A 24,949-nucleotide genomic window follows, 5' to 3' on the forward strand; every position below is an offset into this window, starting at 1 on the left:
GCGGGGAGGGTGTGGTGCAGTATGGCCCGGATGCGAAGAGGACTCGTTCACGCCCTGGCCTGGTCGCTCGCCACCGGCGCGGCGGTCACGCTCTCCTGGTGGGGAGTGCACACGGTCCTGTCCGGGACGGTGTACGACCCGCCGCGCGCGCTGCCTCTCCCGGCGGGCAGCGCGGGTGAGACGGACGCGGCCGGCAGCGGTCCGCTGTCCTCGTCGACCCACCGGCCCGAGACCGTCGAACCCACCGCGGCCGTCACGAGGAAGCCGACGCCGAGCGGTGACCGTCCGACCCCGGCCGCCCCCTCCACGACGCCCGCGCGGACGGCGAGGCCGACGACGCAGGCGCCTCCCGTCACCACGCCGCCCTCCGACTCGAACGTGAAGACCTACACGGTGGACGGCGGGCGGGTCACCTTCGACCTGGGCGAGCACTCGGCCGAGCTGGTCTCGGCGATCCCCGCCTCGGGCTGGCAGATGCAGGTGTGGAAGCAGCCGACCTGGATCCGGGTCACGTTCACGGCGAACGGCCGTGAACTGTCCGTCTTCTGCGTCTGGCACGACACCGCGCCCCGCGTGGAGATCGACGACCGTACGGTCTGACCGGGCGCTCCGGGCGATCGGCCGGTCAGCGGAAGGCGGACGCGGGCGGCACAGGTGAGGGCTTGGCGCTCGCGTCGGAGACCGGCGCCGCTCCCCCGGCGAAGTCGGCGAGCGCCCGCCCGTGTTCGACCCGGCCCGGGTGCGGGTCGGTGGCGACCCGGCGGGTCAGCTCGGCCACCGGCAGTTCCCGGTCGGAGGCGAGCAGCACCGCGTTGCCGAAGCGGCGGCCCCGCAGCACCGTCGGGTCGGCGGCGAGCGCCAGCTCGGGGAAGACGGCCGCGGCGGTGGCGATCTGCCCGCGGAGATGGGTCAGCGGCGGGCCGTCGGCCAGGTTCGCGGCGTAGAAGCCGCCGGGCCGCAGCGCCCGCCGTACCTCGGCGAGGAACTCGGTGCTGGTCAGATGCGCCGGGGTGCGGGCCCCGCTGAACACATCGGCGATGACGAGGTCGGCCCAGCCGTCCTGGACCTTGGCGAGCCCGGCGCGGGCGTCGGTGGAGCGGACCCGGATCCGGGCCCCGGCGTCGAGCGGCAGCTCCCGGCGGACGAGCTGCACGAGGAGCCCGTCGAGTTCCACGATCTGCTGCGTGGAGCGGGGCCGGGTCGCGGCGACGTACCGGGCGAGGGTGAACGCGCCGCCGCCGAGGTGGACGACCTGCAGCGGCCGGTTCGGCGGGGCGACGAGGTCGGCGATGTGGCCGAGGCGCCGCTGGTACTCGAAGGTGAGGTGGGCCGGGTCGTCGAGGTCCACATGGGACTGCGGGGCGCCGTCGATGAGCAGGGTCCAGGCGCGGGGGCGCTCCCGGTCGGGTATGAGTTCGGCGAGCCCGCCGTCGACGGTCTCGACGACGGAGGCGGCGGACGCCGCCCGGTCGCGCTGTTTGTTCCTGGCCACGGGCCCATTATCGGGGCATTCGCCCCGGCCCCGCCCGACGGCCCCCGGGCCGTGGCGACGGGACCCCGGCGGCCGGCGTCAGTGGCAGCCGTCCGCCGCCTCGATGAGCCGCGCCGCCTCGCCGAGCGCCTCGCGCAGGACGACGGGGTCGGTGACGGGGTCGGTGTCGCCGGGGGGCAGCAGCCAGCCGGCGGGGCGGGGCGCGTCCCCGGCGGGTTCGGGCAGCTCCGGCAGCTCGGGGAGGCGCAGGCCCCGGCCCGAGGTCCGGGTACACGCGCTGCCGGGCATGTCCCAGGCGGCGGCCGTGCCGGGCGGGACGAGGAAGCCGAGGGTGTCGCAGGTGCCGTCGTGGACGACGGGGCCCACGGCGGGGACGGCGCCGCGCCGCAGGATGTCGACGGCCTCGAGACCCTGCCGGACCGGCACGGTCACGAGGTCCCAGGGCTCGGCGGGCTGCGGGGCCGCGGCCGGAACCGGACCGCGGTCCTGGGGGGTGGTCTGGGACGCGCGGACGTCCGGGGCGGGCGCCTGGCGCGTGGCCGACTGGGAACCGATCTCCGACATGGGACCCCTCCTCGCTCCTGAGGAGACACGTTCCGTCTCTCCCTTACGGTTCAACGCCCGTGCGCGTCAACGGCTACGGCGCCATGCCGCCGCAAAGGATGGCAGTTCATGGCAGATCACAGGCGAGATATCCGATTTGTAGCCAAACTCTGCGTACGCATCCGGTCACAGCAGGTACGTTCTTGCCGCCGGACCACCCGGCAGCACAGGAGAGGGCTCGGCCATGGCGATGTCACGGGCAGTTCCCAATCTCGCCTTCCGCCGGCTCCGCGGACAGCACTCGCCGGCGGAGTTCGCCGCGGCGGTCCGCCGGGCGGCGCGGGAGATCGGCGAACAGGTCGCGTGCGACGCCCGCTACATCGGGCGCGTGGAAGCGGGCGAGATCCGTTGCCCCAACTACGCGTACGAGCGGGTCTTCCTGCACATGTTCCCCGGTCTGGGTCTCTCCGACCTGGGCTTCTCCGCGCGGGAGACGGTGCGCGGCCGGCGGCAGCCGGTCGCGGCCGGGGCTCCGGCTCCCGCGGCACCACCGACCCGGAACGATGAGGAGAGCGACGTGCTGCGTCGCGCATTCATGACGAGCGGCTCCGCCACCCTGGCGGCCGCCTCGCTGGGACTCGGCGGCCCCGCCGTCGCGATCCCCGCCCCCCGCGGCACCCACCGGATCGGCGACGCCGAGGTGCGGGCCGTCGAGGACGCCGTACGGCAGATCCGTCTGCTCGACGACCGGCACGGCGCCGACGGGCTCTACAAGGTCGCCGCCCACCCGCTCCGGGCCGCGTACGCGCTGCTCGACACGGGCACCATGACCCGCCGCTCCACCGAGGACCGGCTGCACGCGGGCGCGGGCGAGCTCTCCCTCTCGGTGGGCTGGCTGGCCCACGACTCGGGCCGGCACGACGACGCCCGCTCGCACTACGCCGAGGCCCTCGCCACCGCGCGCGTGTCGGGGAACGCGGCCCTGGAGGCGCACGCGTTCTGCAACACGTCCTTCCTCGCCCGGGACACCGGCCGGTTCCGCGAGGCGGTGCGGGCGGCGCAGGCCGGCCTGCGGGCCGCTCAGCCGCTGGACTCGGCACGGCTGCTGTCGCTGCTCTCGCTGCGGGAGGCGGCCGCGTGGGCCGGGCTCGGCGACCGGTCGGCCTGCGAGCAGGCCCTCGGCCGCGCCCACGGCTTCTTCGACCGGGGCGCGACGGACGACGACCCCGAGTGGATGTCGTTCTTCGGGGAGCCGGAGCGGGAGGCCCTGGAGGCCCAGTGCTGGTCGGCCCTGGGCGACTGGGGCCGGGCCGCCCGGCACTCCCAGCGGGCCACGGTCCTGCAGAACCCGCACTTCGCGCGGAACCTGGCGCTCTACCGCGCCCATCTCGCCAAGAACCTGGCGCACGCGGGCCGCCCGGACGAGGCCGCCGCGGAGGCGAAGCGGGTCGTGGACTCCCTGGAGGGCATCGCCTCGGCCCGGATCCGCGGGATGCTCGTCGACACCCGCCGGGCCCTCGCCGCGTACTGACCGACGGCCGGGAGGCCGCTGCTCCAGGGGCCCGGTGCCGCCTACTCCAGGTGCCCGGTGTCGTTCCAGCGCTCGACCGCGGGGGCGCCGTACGCCCAGCCCAGGACGGACAGGCTCGTCGGGTCGAGGCGGATGCGGGAGGCGAAGGAGACGTCCTCACCCAGCCAGCGGGCGCCGATCGACCGCAGGATGTGGCCGTGGGCGAAGACCAGGACGTCCCGGTCGGCCGAGCGGGCCCAGTTCACGATCTCGTCGGCTCGGTCCGACAGCTGCGCCAGGGTCTCTCCGTCCGGCACTCCGTCGCGCCAGATGAACCAGCCCGGCCGGATGTCCTGGATCTGCGGCGGGGTCAGCCCCTCGTACGCCCCGTAGTCCCACTCCATCAGCGCGTCCCAGGGCTCCGCCCGCTCGGCGAAGCCGGCGATCTCGCAGGTCTCGCTCGCGCGGACCAGGGGGCTGGTGCGCACCTCCACACCGGGCAGCCCCTGCCAGGGGCCGCGGTGGAGACGCTCGCCCAGGAGCTTCGCGCCGCGCCGCCCCTCGTCGAGCAGCGGGATGTCGGTCCTGCCGGTGTGCCGGCCGAGAAGCGACCACTCGGTCTGGCCGTGCCGGGCGAGCAGGATGCGCGGTGCCATGGGAAGGATCTCCAGGGGTTCACGGTGCGGGCGTGCCTCTTCCATCATCGCCCACGTGGATTCGGGGTGACGTCCGGGCAACCCCCGGGCGGCATCCGGCGTCCCCTCCCCCGGGGCGATCACCGGTTGGGGGACCTTTTCGTATGCGCAAGCCACGCTGGTGGGCCGAACTGGCGCTGATCGCGGTCGTGTACGCGGCCTACTCGGGCGGCCGGCTGCTCGTCCGGGGCGACGAGGCCGCGGCCGTCGAGCACGGCCTGGCGATCCTGCGCCTGGAACGGCTCCTCGGGATCGACGCCGAGCACCCGCTGAACCGGCTGTTCACGGACGTGCCCGCCCTCGGGATCCCGGCGGACTTCGCGTACGCCTCGCTGCACTATCTCGTCACCCCGGCGATCCTGATCTGGCTCTTCCGCCGCCGCCCCGCCCACTACCGGGCCGCCCGCACCTGGCTGATGCTCTCCACCCTGCTCGGTCTGGTCGGCTTCACCCTGCTGCCCACGTGCCCGCCCCGGCTGCTCGACCCGGCGTACGGCTTCACCGACACGATGGCGTACTTCAGCGCGTACGGCTGGTGGGGCGGCGAGGCCAGCGCGCCGCGCGGGCTCGGCGGTCTCACGAACCAGTACGCGGCCATGCCCAGCCTGCACGTCGGCTGGGCGCTGTGGTGCGGGGTGATGCTCTGGCGGTACGGGCGGACCCCCGTCACGAAGGCGCTGGGGGTGGCGTATCCCCTGGTCACGACGGTGGTCGTGATGGGGACGGCCAACCACTATCTGCTCGACGCGGTCGCCGGCGCGGCCGTGATGGGTGCCGGTCTGCTCCTCGCCCCGCACGCGCTGCGGCTCGCCCGGACACTGCGCGGGACGGCGGAAGCGCCCCCGGTTGTCAGTGGCGGATGCGAGACTTCCACGGGTGAGCGCATCCCCGGACAGCGGTCTGTCCCGACCTCAGCAGACGACACGTCGAAAGCTGCTCGCTGAGCTGCGCGGACCGGCCACTCCGCCGCGTCCGCTGGACGCGCGGGCCCTCGCGGCGCTGGCCGCCAACCCCGGCTGCCGGCGCCGGGCCCTGCTCGACGGCGCGGGGGTCGACAAGTCCGCGCTGGCCGCGAAGCTCGGCTCGCCGGCGCCGTTCGGGCAGTCCCAGTTCGCGATCGTCCGGGGCAACTCCTTCGAGGCGAAGGTCAAGGCGGACGGCGGCCGCGAGCTGCTGCGCCTGATCGGCGTCGAGGAGCCGGGCACGGTGTCCGTGCCCGAGCTCGCGGCCGCCGGACCCGAGGGGCGGGTGGCGCGCACGGCCCTCGCCCTGCGGGAGGCCACCGCGGCGGGGGCGTGGACGCTGCTCGACCACCCGCTGCTCGCCCTGGAGGTGGCGGGTTCGCCGGTGTACCTGGAGCCGGACGCGGTGGTGGTCCGTCCCGACGGCGGGTGGACGGTCGTGGAGATCAAGTCCTTCCCGATGGTCGACGGCGCGGCCGACGCCTCGAAGGTCGGGGCGGCGGCCCGGCAGGCCGCCGTGTACGTGCTCGCGCTCGAACGGGTGGCGGCGGTGACCGAGGGCGCCCGGGTCGCCCGGTCGGTGCTGCTCGTCTGCCCGAAGGACTTCTCCAACCTGCCGACGGCCTCCGTCGTCGACGTGCGCAAGCAGCGTGCGGTCACCCGGCGCCAGCTCGACCGGCTGACCCGGATCGACGAGATCGCGGCCGCCCTGCCGGAGGGCGTCAGCTTCGATGTGGCGGAGCGCTCGGCCGAGGAGCTGACGGCCGCCGTGGAGTGCGTGCCCCATCAGTACGCGCCGGAGTGCCTGGCCGCCTGCGAGCTGGCCTTCCACTGCCGGTCGCGGGCCCGGCAGGCGGACGCGGTGGAGACCCTGGGCCGTTCGGTACGGGGCGAGCTGGGCGGCCTGACGACGGTCGGCGCGGTCCTCGCGGCGGCGCGGGGCGAGGAGGGCGACCCGGAGGACCCGGCGGTGGCGGCTCTGCGCAGGGCGCGGGCGCTGCGGCAGGAGGCGCTGGAATCGGCGCCCGCCCGTACGCCTCGGGAGCAGGTCGAATGCCCCTGCTGACGCCCGTTTCCCGTACCGCGCCCCGGGAGGGCCTCGCATGTCGCTGATCTCCACCCTCGCCCGCATGGAGGCCGTCGAGTCCGGCCGTGCGCAGCCCCTCGCGACCGTCCGGCACCGGCGGGTCTCCGAGCGGCCGCTCGTCCTGGTGCCGCTGACCACGGCCGGTGAGGCGGGCGCCCCGCTGGGCGCGCTCGTCGGCACCGACCCGGAGGAGCCGCGGCTCCTGGTGGTGGCCCAGCCCCGGGACCGGGACCTGCGGTTCGCGTTCCTCGCCGACCTGGCGGAGGAGGTCCTGCCGTACATCGACTCCTTCACGGAGGCCGTCGAGGCGGCGGAGAAGAGCGAGGTCGACCCCGAGACCGGCAAGAAGGTGAAGGTCGAGGTCGAGCTGTGCGCGGACGCGCCGCAGCTGATCGTGCCGAGCCGGGCGGGCATCGAGTACGTCCGGCTGCTCGGGCGGTCGACGCGGTTCCGGCGGACCGCCGAGCAGGACCCGGAGACGCCGTTCCCCGCGCCGCCGCGCGTCCCGCTCCTCGGGCGCTGGCTGACGCACTTCGGCGACCGGGCCCGGGTGCCCGGCTCCTCGCTGCTGCTGTCGGCGACCGATCTCCTCAACCGGCACTGGGCGACCGGCCAGTCCTCCCTGGAGGACCAGCACCTGGGCGCGCTGCTCGCGTGGATCGATCCCCGCGACGGTGAGCCGGGCGCCGAGGCGGCGCTGCGGGCCGAGGCCGGGCGGGACTCCGAGGGGCAGTTGCTGTGCCCGCCGGCCGGTCCGGCCACCGATCCCGCCTTCGACAACCGGCTCCTCGCGCCGGCGATCGAGCGGTACGACCGGGCCCGGCAGGCCGTCGGCGCCGCCGAGGACGGCGAGGCGGCCGAGCGCGGACTCGGCGAACTGCACCGGGCCGAGCGGGAGCTGCGCCGCCTGGTCGTCTCGCAGATGAAGCCGACGTGGGACGCGGTGTGGCGGGCGATCGGCCTGCTGCGGGAACTGCCGGAGGGGGCCAGGGTCGAGGACCGCTGGACCCGCGACCGCTGGTCCTTCACCGCCCACCGGGACCGGGTCACCTCCGGTGAGCCGCCGCAGCCGCGCCGGGACGACGCCGTGACGGCGGCCCGGAAGCTCGCCGCGCGCGAGCAGGCGCAGGGTCAGCTGGAGGCGCAGGAGGCCCTCGACGATCCGCTGGTGCTCGCCGGACGGCGGCTGTCGGGCGAGGCGTTCACGGCCGAGGTGGTCGAGGTGACGATGGCGTGGACGGAGTCCAAGCGGCCCGCGCCGCGCCCGCTCCTCACGGTCCGCACCGAGGACCGGCCGCATCTGGGCGAGAAGGTGAAGGTGTACCGCTCGCTCGAAGGGAAGCCGCAGTCGGCGGAGTTCGTGCGGTACGAGGAGGACGGGGCGCTGCTGCTGCGCCTCCTCGACAAGATGGGCCGCTCGAAGGAGCCCGCGGAGGGTTCGGTGCCGGAGAAGGGCGAGCGGATCGCCTGGACGCTGTTCGAGCACGACCAGCGGGTCGGGCCGCAGCTGCCGGAGGCGGAGGAGACGCCCTGGACGCACGGCGGTCCTCCCCGGGCCGACGTCGTGGAACTGCCCGACGCCGTGACCGCGGAGGATGTGCTGTGACCGTGTTCGACCTCTCGACGCCGCCCGTCGGCGACGCGGCGCCCTTCGATCCCTCGGCCGCCGCGGGCCAGGCGACGGCCGACATCCTCGCGGCCACCCTGCACGGCACCGCCCGCGGTGTCGTCGTGGACTCCCCGCCGGGTGCGGGGAAGTCGACGCTCGTGGTGCGGGCCGCGCTCGAACTGGCCGCGGCCGGACGCCCCCTGATGGTGGTGGCCCAGACGAACGCGCAGGTGGACGATCTGGTGCTGCGGCTCGCCGAGAAGGAGCCGGACCTGGAGGTCGGCCGGCTGCACTCCAACGACAGCGACCCGTACGACAAGGCGCTCGACGACCTGGAGAACGTAAGGAAGTCGGCGAAGGCCGGTGAGCTGACCGGGCTTCCGGTCGTGCTCTCCACGGCCGCCAAGTGGGCGCACGTGAAGAACGTCGAGCCGTGGGCGCATGCGATCGTCGACGAGGCGTACCAGATGCGTTCGGACGCGCTGCTCGCCGTGGCGGGGCTCTTCGAGCGGGCGCTGTTCGTGGGCGACCCCGGTCAGTTGGACCCGTTCTCGGTGGTGGGCGCCGAGCAGTGGGCGGGACTCTCGTACGACCCGTCGGCGAGCGCGGTCTCCACCCTGCTCGCGCACAATCCGGAACTGCCGCAGCACCGGCTGCCGGTGTCCTGGCGGCTGCCCGCCTCGGCGGCGCCGCTGGTCTCGGACGCTTTCTACCCGTTCACGCCGTTCCGCAGCGGCACCGGGCACGGGGACCGGAAGCTGTCCTTCACGGTCGCGTCGGACGGTTCGGGCCCCGACCGGGTCCTCGACGAGGCGGCGGAATCGGGCTGGGGCCTGCTCGAACTGCCCGCCCGGCACACCCCCCGCACCGACCCGGAGGCGGTCGGCGCGGTCGCCGTCGTGGTGCGCCGGCTTCTCGACCGGGGCGGCGCCGCGGTCTCGGAGCGTTCGGAGACCCCCGTGCCCCTGACGCCCGACCGGGTCGCGGTCGGCACCGCCCACCGCGACCAGGCGGCGGCGGTCCGGGCGGCCCTCGCCGAACTGGGCGTCACGGGCGTGACGGTGGACACCGCGAACCGGCTCCAGGGGCGTGAGTACGACGTGACCGTCGTCCTCCATCCGCTGTCCGGGCGCCCCGACGCGACCGCCTTCCACCTGGAGACGGGCCGGCTGTGCGTGCTCGCGTCCCGGCACCGGCACGCGTGCATCGTGGTCTGCCGGGCGGGCGTCACGGGCCTGCTCGACGCGCACCCGTCGACCGAGCCGGTCCAGCTGGGCGTCGCCGTGTCGTTCCCGGACGGCTGGGAGGCGAACCACGCGGTCCTCTCCCACCTGGAGGAACACCGGGTCGCCTGGACGCCCTGAACTCTCCGGGGCGCCCCGAGTTCCACGGTCGCCGCCGCCGAGGCCGCCGTGAGTTCTACGGGGTGCCCGAGTTCCGCAGGGCCGGTTCCGCCGCCAGGGTGAGGAGTTCGTCGACCGACCACTGGTCGTAGATGTGCTCGCCGTACTTCACGGCGGCGACCCGGCCGTCGGACGTGATCAGGAAGTCGGCGGGGAGGCCCAGGCGACCGGCCGGCTGCTCGCCGGCCGGCAGCCGGCCCCTGCCCCGGAGCAGCTCCCAGGCGTCGCGGAGCACGCCCCTGGCGATCGCGGGCCAGCCGCGCGGGTCGAGCAGGGCCCGGCGGTGGGACTCCACTCCGAACTCGGCGTACAGCTCCTTGTCGGGGTCCGCGACGACGGCGAACGGCAGGTGGGCCACGTGCTCGCGGAGCTCGTCGGCGGGCGAGTGGAAGAACACGACCTCGCGGATCCCGGCGCGCTCGATCTCGTCGTGGCGTCGGGCCACCGAGCGCAGATGGAGATTGCAGACGGGGCAGCCCGCGAAGCGCCGGAACTGCACGTGGGTGGTCCGTCCGGGGTCGGGGAGGGTCAGCGCGGGACCGATCACCGGGGTGAGGGCGCGGCTGGGCACGAGGTCGCCGGGGGCCGGCCGGGTGCGGCGCGGGGGCGCGGGGGGCATCGCGGGCGAGGTCGCTGAAGAGGCCGTCTGGGGCATGCGCATGGGACACCATCCTCGTAGGCGTACGGCGTACTCCTACTAGCGTAGGCGTAGGGCGTACGCTGTCAACCGTCATGCCACGACCCCGCTCCCTCACCCCCGACCGGCTGGCCGCCGCCGCCCTCGCCGTCATCGACCGCGACGGACTCGCCGCCCTCTCGATGCGCACCGTCGCCAGGGAACTCGGCATGAGCCCCATGGGGCTCTACCGCTACGTGTCCGACCGCGAGGAGCTGGAGGGGCTCGTGGTCGACCGCGTCCTGGGCGACCTCGACACCACCCCGCCCGCCGCGGACGCGCCCTGGCGGGACCGGATCGAGACCATGGTCGGGCGACTGCGCGACGCCGTCGTCCGCCACCCGGAGGCCATCCAGCTGACCCTCACCCACCGGCACCGCGCACCCGGCGGACTGCTCTGGTCGGAGACCGTCCTCGGCATCCTGGCCGAGGCCGGCATCGACGGAACGCGGCGGGTCGTCGCCCTGCGCGCGCTCCACGGGTACGTCACCGGGGCCATCCGGCTCGAACACCTCGGGCCGCTGGCCGGAACCGGCACCTCGGCCATCGCCGCGCTGCCCGAGGACCGGTTCCCGTATCTGACGCAGACCGCGCGGACGGCCGGCGAGGTCGGCCCCGACCAGGAGTTCTTCGGCGGCCTGCGGCTGCTGCTGCGCGGCCTCGACGGCTGACCACGGCCCGGCCCCCGACGCCCTCTTGCGGGGCGCGGGACAATGGGAGACGGCCCGGGGTTCCGGGCCGCCCGTGTGCGAGGAGCCGGTGCGCGACGCGCCGGTGCGTGCAGCGTGAACGTGAGCGTGAAGAGGAGAGCGACGATGGCGGAACCCGCGGAGCGGAGCGGACAGCGGCGGCTCAGGCCGGCACCGCTGGTCTTCGAGCCTGCCGAGGCGACCGCCGACCCGGAGCACTTCTTCGACCTGGAGTCGATAGAGGATCCGCGGGAGCTGCTGTCCCGCGCGACGGAGCTGACGCTGGCGTTCCGCGCGGCGACGGACCGGGCGACCGAGTTCCAGGCGATCGCGGCGGCGCAGCTGGCGGATCCGCGCCGGTTCGACCGCCTGACGCCGGCGGACGTCGCCGAGCGGGCGCAGTGGACCGAGGACTACGCACGGAAGATGATCGAGTTCGGCCGCGACCTGATCAGGACGAACGGCAGGCCGGCGGAGGACTGAGCCGCTCGGCGGTGTCGAGCCCTCCGGCGGGCCCACGCGGGCCGCCCGGAGGGCTCCGTCACGGGTGGCCGAAAAAGCACACCTGGCATATGCCGGGAGGGCACGATACTCCTCACCCTCCCGCTCTGTCCGGAATTCCGTGAACTCTCGGCGACCGATCTGTGACAGCCGGTAGACCTGGACACATGACGACGTGGACGCGCGACGAGACCCAGCACGACATCTTCCGGTTCCTCCGGGAGGGCGACGAGGGGCGTCACCAGACCGCCCGGGTGACCGCCGACGGTGCCTCCTGGCTCGCCTCCGCCACCGGAAGCCGGGAAGCCGCGCTGACCCGCTGGGAGTCCCGGCCGGACTCCCCCGCGGCGCTGCCCTGCGGGGCCGTCTTCGACGTCGTCAACGTGGACCCGGTCTTCGGGCGCCGCATGCTGGACCGGCTGTGGGAGGAGGGGCCCGGCTCGGGGCCCGTCGCGGTGCACCGGGGCCGGATGATGCTGTTCGCCGCGCCGGGCACGGCCCAGCGGCTGCCGGCCCTGCTCGACTGGGAGGAGTGGGGTGATGCCGTCCCCCGGCCGCTCTGTCATGGCATCGGGGACGCGGTGACCGTGCCGCCACTGGTGCCGTCCGGTCCCGCAGGACCCCGCTGGGTGGTGGCGCCCGACACCCGGAACCCCTGGCTGCCCGGGCCGGAGGTCGTGCTCTGGGCCTGCGTGCGGGCCGTCCGGGCGGCTTCCGCCGCCGACGTGCGGGTATCGATTTTTCCTCCCGCCGATCCGGGTGCTAATGTCTACGACGTCAGCAGGCGCCGCTAGCTCAGTTGGTTAGAGCAGCTGACTCTTAATCAGCGGGTCCGGGGTTCGAGTCCCTGGCGGCGCACCGACAGAAGAAGCCCCTCGCGCAAGCGAGGGGCTTCTTCGTGTTCCCGGCGCGTTCCCGGTGCTGTTCCCGGTCCCGGCCGCTCAGTCGACGGCGGGCGGCGTGATCCTGACCGTCCAGGCACCCGTCCCGGTGCGTTCCGTGACCTCCACCCGTACCCCCGTCCCGGGCACGGTGAACGTCTCGCCCTCCTCCAGCGGGGCGTCCGCCAGCGGCGGGTAGACCGAGCGCTCCCAGCAGGCCTCGGTACGCGGGTGCGCGTCGACGACCTCGACGGGGCCGTCGCCGGAGGCCGCGCTGCCCCGGACCCGGTAGACGAGGACACCCTCGGTGCAGGTCTCGGCGTTGTTCCCGGCGCTGCCCCGGGCCTCGACCGCGAGGACGCTGTCGGGGCCCGTGCGGACCACGGCGAGCCGGGTGCCGAGGCTTGCGCCGGGCGCCGGCTGGGTGTCGGTCGGTTCCAGGCTCACCATCCGGGGACCCGTCCCCTGGACGCAGGCGATCTGGGCGCTGGAGAGCCAGCCGAGCTTCCACTTGTGCCAGCCGAAGAGGTCCGGGGAGAGCCCGAACTGGCTGCCCATGACGTCCCAGTCACCCACATGGGTGTCCCAGTCGCCCTTGCCGTCCGCAGGACGGTGGTAGAGGTCGGGCAGGTCGAAGACGTGCCCGGTCTCGTGGGCCAGGACGTTCCGGTCGGGCGGATGCCGCTCGAAGACGGTGACGACCCGCTTGATCTCGGTGCCGTCGACCTCCATCGGCTTCTCGAGGTTCACGACCTTGGTCGCGTCGGAGTCCACGCCGGGCGCGTCCGGGTCGGCGACCAGGTAGACGATGTCGTACCGGGAGAAGTCGACGCTCGCGTCGGCGGCGCCGATCGCGTCCCGGAGGTAGGCGGCGCGCTGCCCGGCGTCCCAGTCACGCCGTATGTCGTACGCGCTCGACTCCTTCGGCATCGGGGTCCAGACGCGCTGGGGGTGCGGGCGCAGGAGGAAGCGCCCGTAGGAGGCGCGGGTGAAGTACTCGCTGGTGGCGGGGAAGTGGTCGGCGGCCAGTTCGGCCGGATCGGTGAGCGGCTCGGAGTCCGGGAACGACAGGAAGATCATGACCGCGTCGAGGGTGTGGTCGGGGCGCGGATACGACCTGTTCCAGGTGTCGAGCCCGAGCGAGTGATGGGCCGCGGTACGGGGCAGGGCGCAGGGACTCCCCGCGGGGGCGCCGACGGCGGGGCCGGCGACGAGCCCGGTGGCGGCCAGGGCGGCGAACGAGGTGAGGGCCGCCGCGCCGGCGCGGAGCCGCGAGCGGTCCACTCCCCCGGGTGGCTGCTGACCCCTCACGTGGACCTCCGGATCGGGAATGCGGGACACTCCACCCACCTTGTGACGATTTGCGGCGTTTCGCACGTTTCCGCTGCCCCGGTCGGGTGAGGGTGCGCCACGCGGTCGACGCGACACGAGCGCGCTTCAGCTCACGGAAAGTCACATTCGGTCACGTCGGCATCGACCCGTGTCAGACCCGCGCAGAAACGATCGGGCGGGGTGGGGCGGTGGCCGGTCTCACAGCGGCGGCCACTCCCCGCCGGCGCCTCGAAGCTGGAAGGCTCCCCCGTACGGGCTCTATGATCGGCACACTCTTCCTTGGCCGACCGTCCCGACCACATGTGACCGGCCCGACTGCACTACGGGAGCGAGCGGTGAGCGGAACCCCCGAAGGACCGGTGCACCCAGAGCCGCCGGAGACGCGCGCGGCGGAATCCGCACTCACGGAGCGTCACCCCCCGTACGGCGCCGAGCCACGTGTCGGCTGCTCCCCCTCCGAACTCCGGGACTACCGCGCCGCGTTCCGCGTCGCCCAGCTCGCCATGGCCGTCATCGACCAGGACGGCGTCGTCGTCGCGGCCAACGACTCCTTCGGCACCCTCCTCGGTGCCGAGCCCGAGGCGCTCCGGGAGCAGGCCGCCGCCGACCTCGTCGACCTCGCGTCCGACGGGCGCACCTGGCACGCGTACCGCGAGGTGCTGCGCGGCAGGCGCTCCCGCTTCCGCTGCACCCGCCGCCTCAAGCACGCCGACGGGCGCTCACTGTGGGCCGAGGTCACCGTCGCCCCCGTGCCCGACAGCCGGCGCGTTCTGCTGTCGATCGCGGACATCAGCGACCGGCGCGAGCTCCAGGCGCGGCTGCGGCACCTCCAGATGCACGACCCGGTCACCCGGCTGCCCAACCGCGCCCTGTTCTTCGAGCGCCTCTCGGCGGCTCTGGAGGCCTCGGCGCAGGACGCGGCGGACGTCGCGAGCGCCGCGGCCATCGCGGGCACCGCGAGCGCCTCGGCCCCCGCCGCCACGAGGGGCGCGGCGTGCCCGGGCGGGACGGTCAGTTCGTCGTACGAGTCGTACGGGTATGGCAGAACAGGGCGGATCGGTCTCTGCTACCTCGATCTCGACGGATTCAAGGCCGTCAACGACACCCTCGGCCACCGCGTCGGCGACCGGCTCCTCGCCGCCGTCGCCGCACGCCTCACGGAGTGCGCGGACAGCGACGGATACACCCGCAGCGGCGGCCATCTCGTGGCGCGGCTCGGCGGTGACGAGTTCGCGATCCTGGTCGAGGAGTCCACCGGCACGGAGCAACTCGCCGATCTGGCCCGCTCGGTGCTGTGCGCGCTCCAGAGGCCCTTCGACCTGGGCGGCCAGCGGCTCTCGGTCTCCGCCTCGATCGGTGTGGTCGAGCGCTCCGGGTCCGGCACGACGGCGACGGCCCTGATGCAGGACGCCGACACCACGCTGTACTGGGCGAAGGCGGACGGCAAGGCCCGCTGGACCCGCTTCGACCCGGAGCGCAACGCGCACCGGATGACCCGGCAGGCGCTCTCCTCCACCCTGCGCCCGGCCGTGGAGCGCGGGGAGTTCGCCCTGGAGTACCAGCCGCTGGTGGATCTGGCGGACGGCGCGGTGCGCGGGGTGGAGGCGCTGGTGCGCTGGAACCACCCGCAGTTCGGCGTCCTTCCGCCGAATCGGTTCGTCGGGATCGCCGAGGAGGACGGCTCCATCGTGGAGCTCGGCCGCTGGGTGCTGCGCACGGCCTGCCGGCAGGCCCGCCAGTGGCAGAAGGACCATCCGCGCGAGCGTCCGATCTTCGTCAGCGTCAACGTGGCGGTGCGTCAGGTCTGGGACTCCGACCTGGTCGCCGACGTGGCCGGCATCCTCGCGGAGACGGGGCTCGCCCCGCACCTGCTCCAGCTGGAGCTCACCGAGTCGGCCGTGATGGGATCCGCCGGCCGGCCGCTCCAGGCGCTCCAGGCGCTCAGCGACATGGGGGTGCGGATCGCGATCGACGACTTCGGCACCGGCTACTCGAACCTGGCCTATCTGAGCCGGCTGCCGGTCTCCGTGCTCAAGCTGGACGGCTCCTTCGTCCGCGGCTTCCAGGACGAGGAGCACGCCAACCCGGCCGACGAGCTGATCGTCGAGGCGCTGGTGCAGCTGGCGCACCGGCTGGGGCTGACGGTCACGGCAGAGTGCGTCGAGACCTCGGGGCAGGCGAGCCGGCTGCGCAGGATCGGCTGCGACACGGGGCAGGGCTGGCTGTACTCGCGGGCGGTGACGCCGGAGCGTATCGCGGAGCTGATCGGCACGGAGCCGCTGCCCGTCTGAGGCCCGTACGTCGCGCGTACGGGCCCCGGAGTCGGTGCCGTCTCCGGCCGGGGGCATGGAACTGCCCCCGGCCGGAGGGACATTCCGGGCGGGGGCAGTGGTTCATGCGGGGTTCAGCGGGTCACCCGAGGTTCCCCGGAGCGGCCTCAGCAGGCGCCCTGGTCCTTCCAGACACCCCACTCGCCGGTGGTGCCGGGGGTCTCGTTCTGGGTCCACCACTGGGCGAGCCACTTGCGGCCGTTGTGGGAGACGACGGTGCCGCCGTTGTAGACCGTGCCGGCCACGTACGCCGGGACCGTGCCGCAGCCCGTGGGCGGGGTGGTCGGAGGCGTGGTGGGCGGGGTGGTCGGGGGCGTCGTCGGCGGGGTGGTCGGCGGGGTCGTCGGCGGGGTGGTGGTGGAGCCGAGCGCCGTGTTGATCTGCTTCAGCAGGGTGGCGTTCTCGTCCAGGCCGAGGAGCGAGTACATCATCGCGCCGGCCAGGCCGCGCTGCTTGGCGTAGTCCACCCGGGCCTGGATGGAGCGCTGGTTGAGGCCGGTGAAGAACTCGCCGTCCTTGTAGAAGTACGAGGACTTCGCCTGGTCGTCCCAGAAGGTCGTCGACGCGTTGTCGACGATGCCGCCGAGCTCCTTGTAGTGCGCGATGCCGGCCTGCTGGCTCAGCGGGCGGGCGTTGGAGCCGCCGGTCGCGGTGCCCGCGAGGCCGTTGGCGGAGCCGGCCGGGACGCCCTTCCAGCCGCGGTAGTAGAACTCGTAGCCCAGGGTCAGCTTGTCGGCGGGGAAGCCGCCGGCGATGCCGTAGGCGGGCTTGCCGTCGATCCAGGAGTCGATGGCGTTGTCGATCGAGTACTTCTCGGTGCCCGGCGCGATCACGTCGGTCGGGTCGTTGGAGCCGGAGTACAGCGGGGACTGGTGGTACGTCGGCCCGTCGCCGTCCCAGGCGCCGTGCATGTCGTACGTCATGATGTTGGCGTAGTCCAAGTACTGGCCGATCTTGTCGGTCTCGATGTACTTGATCTTGTCCTGGCCGGCCGGGAGGGCCGAGGTCAGCAGGTACTTCTTGCCGCCGTTGGCGGCGCCGTACTCGTCGAGCTGCTTGCGGAACTCGGCGAGGAGCAGGGTGAAGTTCTGCTTGTCCTCGGGGGCGTAGTGGTTGCCCAGGTGACCGCCGGAGGAGCCGGGGTACTCCCAGTCGATGTCGATGCCGTCGAAGATGCCGGCCGCCGTGCCCGCGCCGCCGAAGCCGCCCTCGACCGGCAGGTTGCCCTTGATGTACTGGTCGATGCAGGAGGAGACGAGCTTCTTGCGGCTCGCGTCCGTCTTCGCCGCGTCGCTGAAGTACTTGGAGTACGTCCAGCCGCCGAGCGAGATATTGATCTTCAGGTGCGGGTACTTCGCCTTCAGTTCCTTGAACTGGTTGAAGACGCCCACGATCGGCTGGTTCCACGTGTCGGCGACGCCGTCGACGCTGTCCGCCGCACCGAAGGACTTCTGGTAGTCGGCGTACGAGTCGCCCGCACCGTCACCCGCGTTGGGGTTGTTGTCGTCACCCGCGGCCTTGTTGGCCATGAAACAGGTGAGGTTGGTGGGGTGGATGTTGCCGAACGAGTAGTTGATGACGTCCAGCTGGCCCGCGATGCCCCGGGTGTCGAGGTGCTTGGGGTAGAACGCGTTGCCGTAGACGCTCCACTGGTCGTAGTACGCGATGCGCACACCGCCCGCAGCGGCAGTGGTCGTCGTGTCGGCCGCCTGGGCGGAGCCGAGGCCGACGGTCGCCGCGAGGGCGCCGGCGGCGAGGGCCGTGCTGAGGAGCGCGGCGATCAAGGGCTTACGGGGGTGCACGTGCGGCCTCCATCGGGGGGAGTGCGGGGGTGGTGCCGTACAGGAGCTGGAGCAGTGATAACCGGCACGTGAACAGTGCGTCAATGGTCTGAACCAGATTGAGGACTAGACCAATTCGAGGGAGAAAGGCCTCGTCAGAGGCGCGCAGCATAAAACGGAACCGCCCGCCACCATCGGTGACGAGCGGTTTAAGGTTCACTTAGGGGTGGGGCGGGGACGGATCCGTGCAGGAACCAACCGGCCTTCGGGACCAGGGTTTTTACCCGGCCGCCCCCGGCCCGGAACAGGTGTCGCGACCTACTCCTCCGGGAGCTCGGGGAGTTCGTACGCGTCCGCGATGAGCTCGTAGCTCCGCAGCCGCGCCTCCCCGCCGTGCGCGTTGGCCGTGATCATCAGCTCGTCCGCGCCCGTCCGCTTCCTGAGGTCGTCCAGGCCGGTGCGGACCTCGTCGGGGGTGCCGTACACGATGTTCGCCAGCCAGTCGTTCACGAACTCCCGCTCGGCGGGGCTGTACCCGTACGCCTCCGCCTCCTCCGGCGTCGGCACGAGACCGGGCCGGCCGGTGCGCAGCCGCAGCATCGCGAGGGCGCCGGAGAGGACCTGACGGCGGGCCTGCGCCGCCTCGTCGGCGGCGAGCGCCGAGACGCCGATCATCGCGTACGGCGCGTCGAGCACCCCGGAGGGCCGGAAGGACTCCCGGTAGAGGTCGAGCGCCGGGATCGTGTTCCTGGCCGAGAAGTGATGGGCGAACGCGAAGGGCAGCCCCAGCAGGCCGGCGAGGCGCGCGCTGAAACCGGACGAGCCGAGCAGCCAGATCGGCGGCCGGCCCTTCGGGCCCTGCACCGGGCCCGGCACGGCGTGGATCCGGGCGTACCGGTGGCCGTCCGGGAAGTCGTCGTCCAGGAACCGGGTCAGCTCGGCGAGCTGCTCCGGGAAGTCGTCGGCGCCCTCGTTCAGCGTGGCGGTGCGGCGCAGTGCCGCCGCGGTCGCCCCGTCGGTGCCGGGCGCCCGCCCGAGGCCGAGGTCGATCCGTCCCGGGGCGAAGGCCTCCAGGGTGCCGAACTGCTCGGCGATGACCAGCGGGGCGTGGTTGGGCAGCATGACGCCGCCCGAGCCGAGGCGGATGCGCCGGGTGTGGGCGGCGAGGTGGGCGAGGATCACCGCCGGGGACGAGGAGGCGACGCCGGGCATGGAGTGGTGTTCGGCCACCCAGTGCCGGTGGAAGCCGCGCCGCTCGGCGAGCCTGCTCAGCTCGACGCTGGTGGCGAGCGCCTGGGTCGCGGTCCTGCCGCTGCCGACGGTCACCAGGTCCAGCACGGACAGCGGCACGGGCGCGGAGCCCCGCGCCTCTCCTCGAATAGCGTCGGTCACCTTCGGGACCCTCCTCGGCACACGTACGGACTCATGAACGACTCATGGATCGGCTGAACGACCCGTGGATCGGCGTGGACTCGATGACAACAGGAGGGTGTCTCCGTTTATTCCGGCGGTTCCGCGCGGGCTTTCCGATGCTTCTCGGCCACTCCATGGGGCCGGAAGGCGGCCGGAACGACCGCTACCGCGTCCGTTTCCCCATAAAAAATCTCACGTTCTCCCAGGGCCGAACGCATGGGCGAATCCCCTCACGCACGGCCCTGACCTGAGACTCTCCGGGCCACTCATGACCTGGGCATATGCCAGAGTGGTGCGTCCAAGGCCAGGGCCCGGATGCTCCGCATCATTCTCGCCAACAGCCGCCCCGTAAACGGCGCTTGGCGGCTATCGTGGTACGAAAGCTTGCGGTCACAACCTGGTAGGGGGAAACCGTGGCGCTGAAGCCCGAGCCCACCGCGCCGTTCCACTCGGTGCAATACGCCTTGCGCGTCCTCGAGACGATCTCACGGCACGGTGGCGGAGTGACAGACGTCCAGATCGCGCGCGAAGCCGGCCTGCCCGTGGCCCACCTCTCCTCACTGCTCCTCATGCTCCGCCGTGAGGGGTACGTCGAGCAGGTCGCCGACGGCGCGTACGTGATCGGGGACTCCCTCGTCCTCCTCGGCTCCGGCATGACCCGCCGGGAAGCCCTGGAGGCGAAGCTCCAGGAGACCCTGACCGAGCTGCGCGACTCCGTCGGCGCGGCGGTCTACATCAGCCGGTACATCGACGGCGAGGTGAAGATCACCCAGTTCGCCGACGGTCCGCGTACGCCCAAGGTCAACGAGTGGGTCGACTTCCGCTCGGCCGCGCACGCCAGCGCGGTCGGCAAGTGCCTGCTCACCCAGCTCGACCAGAACGGACGCCGGGACCACCTGTCCCGGCACAAGATCGCCCGGCTGACCTCCCGGACGATCACCAACGAGCGGATCCTCTTCTCCAAGCTGGACAGCCAGCCGCCGACCGTCCCGGTGCTCGACCTCCAGGAGTACGCGGTGGGCACGGTCTGCGCGGCCGTTCCCCTGACGGCCGGCTCCGCCGTGGGCTGCCTGGCCCTCTCCCTGCCGATCGAGCACGCCCACCGGCTGCGCGCGGCGGCGGACACGCTGAACCGGCGGGCGGCGCCGGTGGTCATGGCGCTGGCGATCTGAGAGACCCCGGGCCCCGGGAAGCCGAGGAGACACGCGGCATCCGGGGCATTCGGGGGTCCCGACGGCGCGGCCGCGCGGGCTGGTCATGAGCACCCCGCGGGACCGGGTAGTATTTTCTCTGTCAGCAGGCGCCGCTAGCTCAGTTGGTTAGAGCAGCTGACTCTTAATCAGCGGGTCCGGGGTTCGAGTCCCTGGCGGCGCACAGACGGAAGAAGCCCCTCGCGGAAGCGGGGGGCTTCTTCGTGTTCGCTGTGGACCAGGCGGTGTGGTGCCGCTCGGGCCGGACCAGCCGAGGGCCCGGCCCGAGCGGCACCACACCCCTAGGCCCGGAGGTAGGTCAGGACGGCGAGGACCCGGCGGTGGGTGTCCTCGGCCGGGGGCAGATCCAGCTTCGCCAGGATGTTGCCGATGTGCTTGCCGACGGCGGCCTCGGTCACGACCAGGCGGCGGGCGATCGCACCGTTCGAATGGCCCTCCGCGACCAGGCCCAGGACCTCGCGCTCGCGCGGGGTCAGCGCCTCCAGCGGATCGCGGTGCCGGCGCAGCAGCTGCCGTACGACCTCGGGGTCGACGACCGTCCCGCCGTCCGCGACCCGGGCGAGCGCGTCGAGGAACTCCTCCACCTGACCGACCCTGTCCTTGAGCAGATAGCCGACGCCGGTGCCGTCGCCCGCGTCGAGCAGATCGGCGGCGTAGCTGCGCTGCACGTACTGGCTGAGGACGAGGACCGGCAGGGCGGGGCGCTCGGCGCGGAGCGCGACGGCGGCGCGCAGCCCCTCGTCCTGGAAACCGGGCGGCATCCGGACGTCGGTCACGACGACGTCCGGATCGTGGGCGGTGACCGCCTCGCGCAGCGCGTCGGCGTCCTCGACGGCGGCGACGACCTCGTGGCCGAAGCGGGCCAGGAGCCCGATCAGCCCCTCCCGGAGGAGGACGCTGTCCTCGGCGAGGACGACGCGGAGCGTTCGCTCAGTGCGGGGCATGGGATCTCCACTCGGAGGAGGGTCGGCCCGCCCGGCGGGCTCATGATCGTCAGTGTGCCATCGAGGACGGCGATCCGGTCGGCCAGGCCGGTGAGGCCGGTGCCCCCGGCCGGGTCGGCGGCGCCGCGCCCGTCGTCCTCGACGTCGATCCGTAGGACACCGCCGGTGTGCCGGGCGGTGATCGAGGCCCGGCTCGCCCCGCTGTGCTTGCCGATGTTGGCGAGGGCCTCGCACCCGGCGAAGTAGCCGGCGCTCTCGACGGCCTCCGGCAGCCGGGGCAGTTCGACGTCCGTGGCGACGGGCACGGCGGACCGGTCGGCGGCGTCGGCGAGGGCCGGGCCGAGTCCGTAGTCGGCGAGGACCTGCGGGTGGATGCCGTGGATGAGTTCGCGCAGCTCGGTCAGGACCTGCCCGGCCTCCGCGTGCGCCTTCGCGAGCTGGTCGGCGAGCGGTCCGCCCGGCGGGGCGTCGAGGCGGGCGAGCCCGAGGGTCATCGTGAGGGCGACCAGGCGCTGCTGGGCGCCGTCGTGCAGATCGCGCTCGATCCGGCGCCGCTCGGCCTCGAAGGCGTCGACGAGCCGGGCGCGGGAGGCGATGACCGCGCCGATCGCGCCCTGCTGCCCGGACTCCCGGGGGGTGAGCAGGGCGCGGACGAGGGCGGCGCGGGCGCCGGCGACGGCGGCGAGCGGATAGGCGAGGGCGACGAGGAGCACGGCGCCGAGGAGGGCCGCGGCGAAAGCCTCCGGATAGGAGGTGACCAGGTACGCCTTGACGACCTTGGCCTCCTGGCCGTCCACGGCCAGCTGGACAGGGGCGCCGAGGAGCAGGACGGGCAGGCCGATGCCGACGGCGACCGCGAGGAGGTCGAGCGGCCACAGGACGGTGGCGAGGAGCAGGGCGTACGCGAGCTCCCGCCAGGTCGCCTGCTCCCCCGCCCGGAGCCGGAGCCAGGCGGCGAGGCCGGGTGCGGCGGGGACGCGGTGCGGGTCGGGGGCGGGGTCGAGGTCGACGAGGCGGAGGCGGCGGCGCTCGATGCCGCCGAGGGCGAGGCCGGAGAGGAGGAGCGGGGGCAGCCCGACGAGCAGGAGGGAGAACAGCCCGAGCAGCACGAACACGGCGCAGACGGCGCCCCCGAGGAGCGCGCCGGTCGCCAGGTACGCGGCGGCCCGCCAGGGCCATGGCCCGAGGGGGAACCGGGGCCGGGTGAGCGCCTGCCAGGGCGTACGGGGGTTCATGCGGCCCCACGTTAGGCCCGTCGGCCCGGGCGGCGCGATGGTGCTGGAGGGTGGGGCGGAGGTGGGGGTGGACCCACCACCGGCGACGCCAGGCCTCCGTACTCATGACGGCGACCCGCCTCGGCGTTCCCGCCCGGTCCTGATCCGGCCGGGTCCGGCCTCCTCCCGCCTGGTCGACGCTCAGCGATCCGTGAACTCCGGTATCCGGCCGTGGCGCGCGTACTCCGCCCGGAGGGTGGCGGCGGCCGCGGGAGTCAGGGGCTCGTACGGGGCTCCCTGCGTCGGGCGCCACCAGACCGGGTCCTCGCAGAGGAAGGACGCGCGACGGAGGGCCACCCGGTGGATCTTGTTCGTCGCCGTGAGGGGAAGCTCGGGCGTCACCCGGACGAAGCGCGGCGGCATCTTCGTCCCCAGGTCCTGCTGCGCCGCGAGGAACGCCGCGAACTCCGCCGGATCGAAGACCGCCCCTTCCCGCAGCGCCAGCGCCGCCATCACCTGGTCCCCCGCCACCGGGTCCGGTATCGCGTAGACCGCGACCCCCGCGGCCGGCTCCCAGCGGGCCAGGATGTGTTCGATCATCGCCGCCGCCAGGTTCTCGCTGTCGACCCGCAGCCGGTCGTCCGTACGGCCCGCGAAGTAGAGGTAGCCGTCCGCGTCCCGGTAGAAGAGGTCGCCCGTCCAGTACCAGCCGTCGCGCAGCCGCGCAGCCTCCGCCTCCGGGTTGCGCCAGTAGCCCTCGAAGGCGCTGCGGCCCCGGTTGACGAGTTCTCCGACCGCCTCGGCGGCGTTGAGGAGGCGGCCCGTGGGGGAGAAACGGGCCGCCTCGCACTCCCGGCCCGTCTCCGCGTCCACCACCACCAGGTCGTCGGTCGGTGCCGCCCGGCCCACCGCGCCCGTCGGTGTGTCCGGCGTCCGCTGGATCGACGCGCCTCCCTCCGAGGAGCCGTACCCCTCCACGAGCGGCACGCCGAAGCGCTCCCTGAAGCGCGCCGCGTCCACCGCCCCCGCCTCCGTGCCGAACCCGAGGCGGAGCCGGTGCACGTGGTCCTCGGCGGTGGGCGGGGTCGCCAGGAGGTACTGCACCGCCCGGCCGACATAGGTGAAGTAGGTGGCGTCGAAGCCCCGTACGTCCGAGAGGAAGCGGGAGGCCGAGAAGCGGGCTCTCAGCGCCACCCCCGCCCCGGCGGCCAGCGCCGGCGCCCAGTCCGCGATCACCGCGTTCCCGTGGAACATCGGCATGCAGATGTAGTGGACGTCGTCCCGCCCGACGGAGAAGTGGGCCGCGAGCGAGGCACCGGCCGCCGCCAGTCGGCCCTGGCTGCAGAGTGCCGCCTTCGGCGCGCCCGTCGAACCGGACGTGAAGGAGAGCAGGAAGCGACTGTCGGGGCGCACGGGGCCGAGGCGCGCGTCGCCCGGCCGGGCGGACCCGTACGGACCGAGGAGTTCCCGGTACGCGTCGGTGTCCGTGACCAGGATCCGCACACCGGGCAGCGGGAGACCGTCGAGGAGCGGCAGATGGGCGCGCTGGGTGACCAGGACCCGGCACGCGGTGTGCCGGATGTCCCGGGCGAGTTCGGCGCCGCGCCGGGTGGGGTTGATCCCGGCGACGGCGGCCCCCGCGAGGGCCGCCGCGCCGAGCCAGAGCGGGTACTCCGGCGTGTTGTCGAGCAGGATGCCGAGGTGCGGCTCGCCCCCCGGCCGGGGTGGCATCAGGTCCACGAGCAGTGCGGCCCGCGCGGCGGCGCCGGCGGCGACCTGGTGGTGGGTGAGGGTGTGGTGCTCGTCCCTCAGCCCGATCCGGTGGTCGCCCCACTGGCGCCGTACGAGTTCCGCGACGGTGTCCGCACCCCTCATGGGCCGGACTGTAACTGACGTTCCATCAGAAATGAACGCCCGGGAACGGCCGCTCGGTGACCGTCAGGAACGGTCACCGAGTGGCCCGGGTTTCAGAACTTGACGTCCGAGCACGCGTAGAACGCGTTCGCCGTGTCCGCGATCGTCCACACCGCCAGGATCAGATGGCGGCCGGTCTTGCCCGCCGGGATCGTCCCGGAGTGCGAGAGGGTCGCCGGCGGCTGCTGGTTGTTGTAGGGGACGGTCAGGAACGGCTGGGGGTCCAGCATGGCCCGGGTCAGCTTCTGGGTCCCGTCCCAGCCGTTCTTGGTGATGTAGTACTTGAAGTCGGTGGTGCGGTGCCGGGCCGTGAACTGCCAGCGGAAGCTGTAGCTCTGACCCGCCGAGAGCTGCGTCGCGGGCCACGCGCCGCCCCGCGGGTCGTCCAGCTGGGCGAACTGCGTGAGCCCGGCGGAACAGATCTTGCCGTCGGCGGGGCCGGCGGCGGGGAAGCCCTTGAGGCCCTCGACCGACTGGGGCTCCCACTGTATGGAGCCGCAGTTGGTCACGGTGCCGTTGGCGCAGAGCTTCTGGCGGCTGATCGGCGAGTCGGTGTAGCCGTGACTGCCGGCACTACCGGTGGCGAAGAGGGTGACGCCGGCGACGCCGAGCGCCACCACCGCCGCCCCGACTGACTTTTTGCGCATGCTTCGCTCCAGGAGAACGTGGGGGAGTTCCGTTGGGCCGTGCGCGCACGCGTGCGGTGGTACGTCGTACCGATTTTGGTCTGGACCAAGTACCAAGGTATGGACGGAAGTTGAA

At 73.4% G+C, this 24,949-nt stretch carries 22 protein-coding genes and 2 tRNA genes; 13 read left to right on the forward strand and 11 right to left on the reverse strand.

Annotation, left to right across the window (positions count from 1 at the left end):
• Nucleotides 1–21 precede the first annotated feature (21 nt).
• On the forward strand, nucleotides 22–600 hold the full coding sequence (locus tag IF00_RS0133870) for a superantigen-like protein SSL4 (protein WP_030324787.1): 579 nt from the start codon (nucleotides 22–24) through the stop codon (nucleotides 598–600).
• 25 nt (nucleotides 601–625) lie between these two features.
• Here the strand turns inward: IF00_RS0133870 and IF00_RS0133875 are convergent, their stop codons facing one another.
• Together IF00_RS0133875 and IF00_RS0133880 are read right to left on the reverse strand one after the other, a co-directional pair.
• Nucleotides 626–1,492 carry a spermidine synthase gene (locus tag IF00_RS0133875; RefSeq protein WP_030324789.1) on the reverse strand — a complete coding sequence of 289 codons (867 nt, stop codon included), beginning with the start codon at nucleotides 1,490–1,492 and terminating at the stop codon, nucleotides 626–628.
• Nucleotides 1,493–1,570: 78 nt separating this feature from the next.
• Nucleotides 1,571–2,056: a hypothetical protein gene (locus IF00_RS0133880; RefSeq protein WP_030324791.1), complete on the reverse strand. Its 486-nt coding sequence runs from the start codon at nucleotides 2,054–2,056 to the stop codon at nucleotides 1,571–1,573.
• 223 nt (nucleotides 2,057–2,279) lie between these two features.
• On the opposite strand from IF00_RS0133880, the gene IF00_RS0133885 reads away from it, so the two are divergent.
• Nucleotides 2,280–3,566, forward strand: coding sequence for an NsdA family TPR-like regulatory protein (locus IF00_RS0133885; RefSeq protein WP_030324793.1), 1,287 nt, complete (start codon nucleotides 2,280–2,282; stop codon nucleotides 3,564–3,566).
• A gap of 41 nt (nucleotides 3,567–3,607) precedes the next feature.
• Here the strand turns inward: IF00_RS0133885 and IF00_RS0133890 are convergent, their stop codons facing one another.
• Nucleotides 3,608–4,201, reverse strand: a complete 594-nt coding sequence (locus tag IF00_RS0133890; protein ID WP_030324795.1) for a histidine phosphatase family protein — start codon at nucleotides 4,199–4,201, stop codon at nucleotides 3,608–3,610.
• A 143-nt stretch (nucleotides 4,202–4,344) separates the two neighbouring features.
• Here IF00_RS0133890 and IF00_RS0133895 point away from each other — a divergent pair, with 143 nt between their 5' ends.
• Genes IF00_RS0133895 through IF00_RS0133910 form a run of 4 tightly spaced genes read left to right on the forward strand, consistent with a single transcriptional unit; the run spans nucleotide 4,345 to nucleotide 9,262 of the window.
• A complete protein-coding gene (locus tag IF00_RS0133895) occupies nucleotides 4,345–5,184 on the forward strand; it encodes a phosphatase PAP2 family protein (protein WP_030324798.1) in 840 nt (279 codons plus the stop codon).
• Entirely contained in the window at nucleotides 5,117–6,268 is a 1,152-nt protein-coding gene (locus IF00_RS0133900; RefSeq protein WP_030324801.1) for a hypothetical protein, read from the forward strand. Before IF00_RS0133895 ends, IF00_RS0133900 begins: the two co-directional genes overlap by 68 nt.
• Nucleotides 6,269–6,305: 37 nt before the next feature.
• On the forward strand, nucleotides 6,306–7,895 hold the full coding sequence (locus tag IF00_RS0133905) for a hypothetical protein (protein ID WP_030324803.1): 1,590 nt from the start codon (nucleotides 6,306–6,308) through the stop codon (nucleotides 7,893–7,895).
• Nucleotides 7,892–9,262: an AAA domain-containing protein gene (locus IF00_RS0133910; RefSeq protein ID WP_030324805.1), complete on the forward strand. Its 1,371-nt coding sequence runs from the start codon at nucleotides 7,892–7,894 to the stop codon at nucleotides 9,260–9,262. Before IF00_RS0133905 ends, IF00_RS0133910 begins: the two co-directional genes overlap by 4 nt.
• Before the next feature lie 55 nt (nucleotides 9,263–9,317).
• Here IF00_RS0133910 and IF00_RS0133915 read toward each other — a convergent pair whose 3' ends face one another.
• On the reverse strand, nucleotides 9,318–9,962 hold the full coding sequence (locus IF00_RS0133915; RefSeq protein ID WP_342451062.1) for a peroxiredoxin-like family protein: 645 nt from the start codon (nucleotides 9,960–9,962) through the stop codon (nucleotides 9,318–9,320).
• 71 nt (nucleotides 9,963–10,033) lie between these two features.
• Here IF00_RS0133915 and IF00_RS0133920 point away from each other — a divergent pair, with 71 nt between their 5' ends.
• From IF00_RS0133920 to IF00_RS0133935, 4 genes are all read left to right on the forward strand, one after another.
• Nucleotides 10,034–10,648 carry a TetR/AcrR family transcriptional regulator gene (locus IF00_RS0133920; protein WP_030324809.1) on the forward strand — a complete coding sequence of 205 codons (615 nt, stop codon included), beginning with the start codon at nucleotides 10,034–10,036 and terminating at the stop codon, nucleotides 10,646–10,648.
• Nucleotides 10,649–10,792: 144 nt separating this feature from the next.
• On the forward strand, nucleotides 10,793–11,149 hold the full coding sequence (locus IF00_RS0133925; RefSeq protein ID WP_030324811.1) for a hypothetical protein: 357 nt from the start codon (nucleotides 10,793–10,795) through the stop codon (nucleotides 11,147–11,149).
• Between the two features lie 185 nt (nucleotides 11,150–11,334).
• Complete coding sequence (locus IF00_RS43255; RefSeq protein WP_030324812.1) at nucleotides 11,335–11,961, forward strand: bifunctional DNA primase/polymerase; 627 nt, start codon at nucleotides 11,335–11,337, stop codon at nucleotides 11,959–11,961.
• Nucleotides 11,952–12,025 (forward strand) — tRNA-Lys (locus IF00_RS0133935). Before IF00_RS43255 ends, IF00_RS0133935 begins: the two co-directional genes overlap by 10 nt.
• 83 nt (nucleotides 12,026–12,108) lie before the next feature.
• Here the strand turns inward: IF00_RS0133935 and IF00_RS0133940 are convergent.
• On the reverse strand, nucleotides 12,109–13,389 hold the full coding sequence (locus tag IF00_RS0133940; RefSeq protein ID WP_388305134.1) for a M6 family metalloprotease domain-containing protein: 1,281 nt from the start codon (nucleotides 13,387–13,389) through the stop codon (nucleotides 12,109–12,111).
• A 326-nt stretch (nucleotides 13,390–13,715) separates the two neighbouring features.
• Here IF00_RS0133940 and IF00_RS0133945 point away from each other — a divergent pair, with 326 nt between their 5' ends.
• On the forward strand, nucleotides 13,716–15,671 hold the full coding sequence (locus IF00_RS0133945) for a putative bifunctional diguanylate cyclase/phosphodiesterase (RefSeq protein WP_030324815.1): 1,956 nt from the start codon (nucleotides 13,716–13,718) through the stop codon (nucleotides 15,669–15,671).
• A 146-nt stretch (nucleotides 15,672–15,817) separates the two neighbouring features.
• On the opposite strand, the gene IF00_RS0133950 is transcribed toward IF00_RS0133945, so the two are convergent.
• The gene (locus IF00_RS0133950; RefSeq protein ID WP_030324817.1) at nucleotides 15,818–17,512 is read right to left on the reverse strand and encodes a glycosyl hydrolase family 18 protein; all 1,695 of its coding nucleotides are present in this window, start codon (nucleotides 17,510–17,512) and stop codon (nucleotides 15,818–15,820) included.
• 297 nt (nucleotides 17,513–17,809) lie between these two features.
• Nucleotides 17,810–18,883: an LLM class flavin-dependent oxidoreductase gene (locus IF00_RS0133955; protein ID WP_030324819.1), complete on the reverse strand. Its 1,074-nt coding sequence runs from the start codon at nucleotides 18,881–18,883 to the stop codon at nucleotides 17,810–17,812.
• A gap of 434 nt (nucleotides 18,884–19,317) precedes the next feature.
• On the opposite strand from IF00_RS0133955, the gene IF00_RS0133960 reads away from it, so the two are divergent.
• Nucleotides 19,318–20,076: an IclR family transcriptional regulator gene (locus tag IF00_RS0133960; RefSeq protein ID WP_030324821.1), complete on the forward strand. Its 759-nt coding sequence runs from the start codon at nucleotides 19,318–19,320 to the stop codon at nucleotides 20,074–20,076.
• A 128-nt stretch (nucleotides 20,077–20,204) separates the two neighbouring features.
• Nucleotides 20,205–20,278: transfer RNA gene (locus IF00_RS0133965), tRNA-Lys, on the forward strand.
• A 118-nt stretch (nucleotides 20,279–20,396) separates the two neighbouring features.
• Here the strand turns inward: IF00_RS0133965 and IF00_RS0133970 are convergent.
• From IF00_RS0133970 to IF00_RS0133985, 4 genes are all read right to left on the reverse strand, one after another.
• Nucleotides 20,397–21,059 carry a response regulator gene (locus IF00_RS0133970; RefSeq protein ID WP_030324823.1) on the reverse strand — a complete coding sequence of 221 codons (663 nt, stop codon included), beginning with the start codon at nucleotides 21,057–21,059 and terminating at the stop codon, nucleotides 20,397–20,399.
• Nucleotides 20,990–22,294, reverse strand: coding sequence for a sensor histidine kinase (locus IF00_RS0133975; protein WP_030324825.1), 1,305 nt, complete (start codon nucleotides 22,292–22,294; stop codon nucleotides 20,990–20,992). Before IF00_RS0133975 ends, IF00_RS0133970 begins: the two co-directional genes overlap by 70 nt.
• A 180-nt stretch (nucleotides 22,295–22,474) precedes the next feature.
• The gene (locus IF00_RS0133980) at nucleotides 22,475–24,148 is read right to left on the reverse strand and encodes an AMP-binding protein (RefSeq protein ID WP_030324827.1); all 1,674 of its coding nucleotides are present in this window, start codon (nucleotides 24,146–24,148) and stop codon (nucleotides 22,475–22,477) included.
• Between the two features lie 92 nt (nucleotides 24,149–24,240).
• Complete coding sequence (locus tag IF00_RS0133985; RefSeq protein WP_030324829.1) at nucleotides 24,241–24,834, reverse strand: lytic polysaccharide monooxygenase auxiliary activity family 9 protein; 594 nt, start codon at nucleotides 24,832–24,834, stop codon at nucleotides 24,241–24,243.
• Nucleotides 24,835–24,949: the final 115 nt, after the last annotated feature.

The organism is Streptomyces flavochromogenes, from assembly GCF_000717595.1.
Classification (GTDB): Bacteria; Actinomycetota; Actinomycetes; order Streptomycetales; family Streptomycetaceae; genus Streptomyces; species Streptomyces flavochromogenes.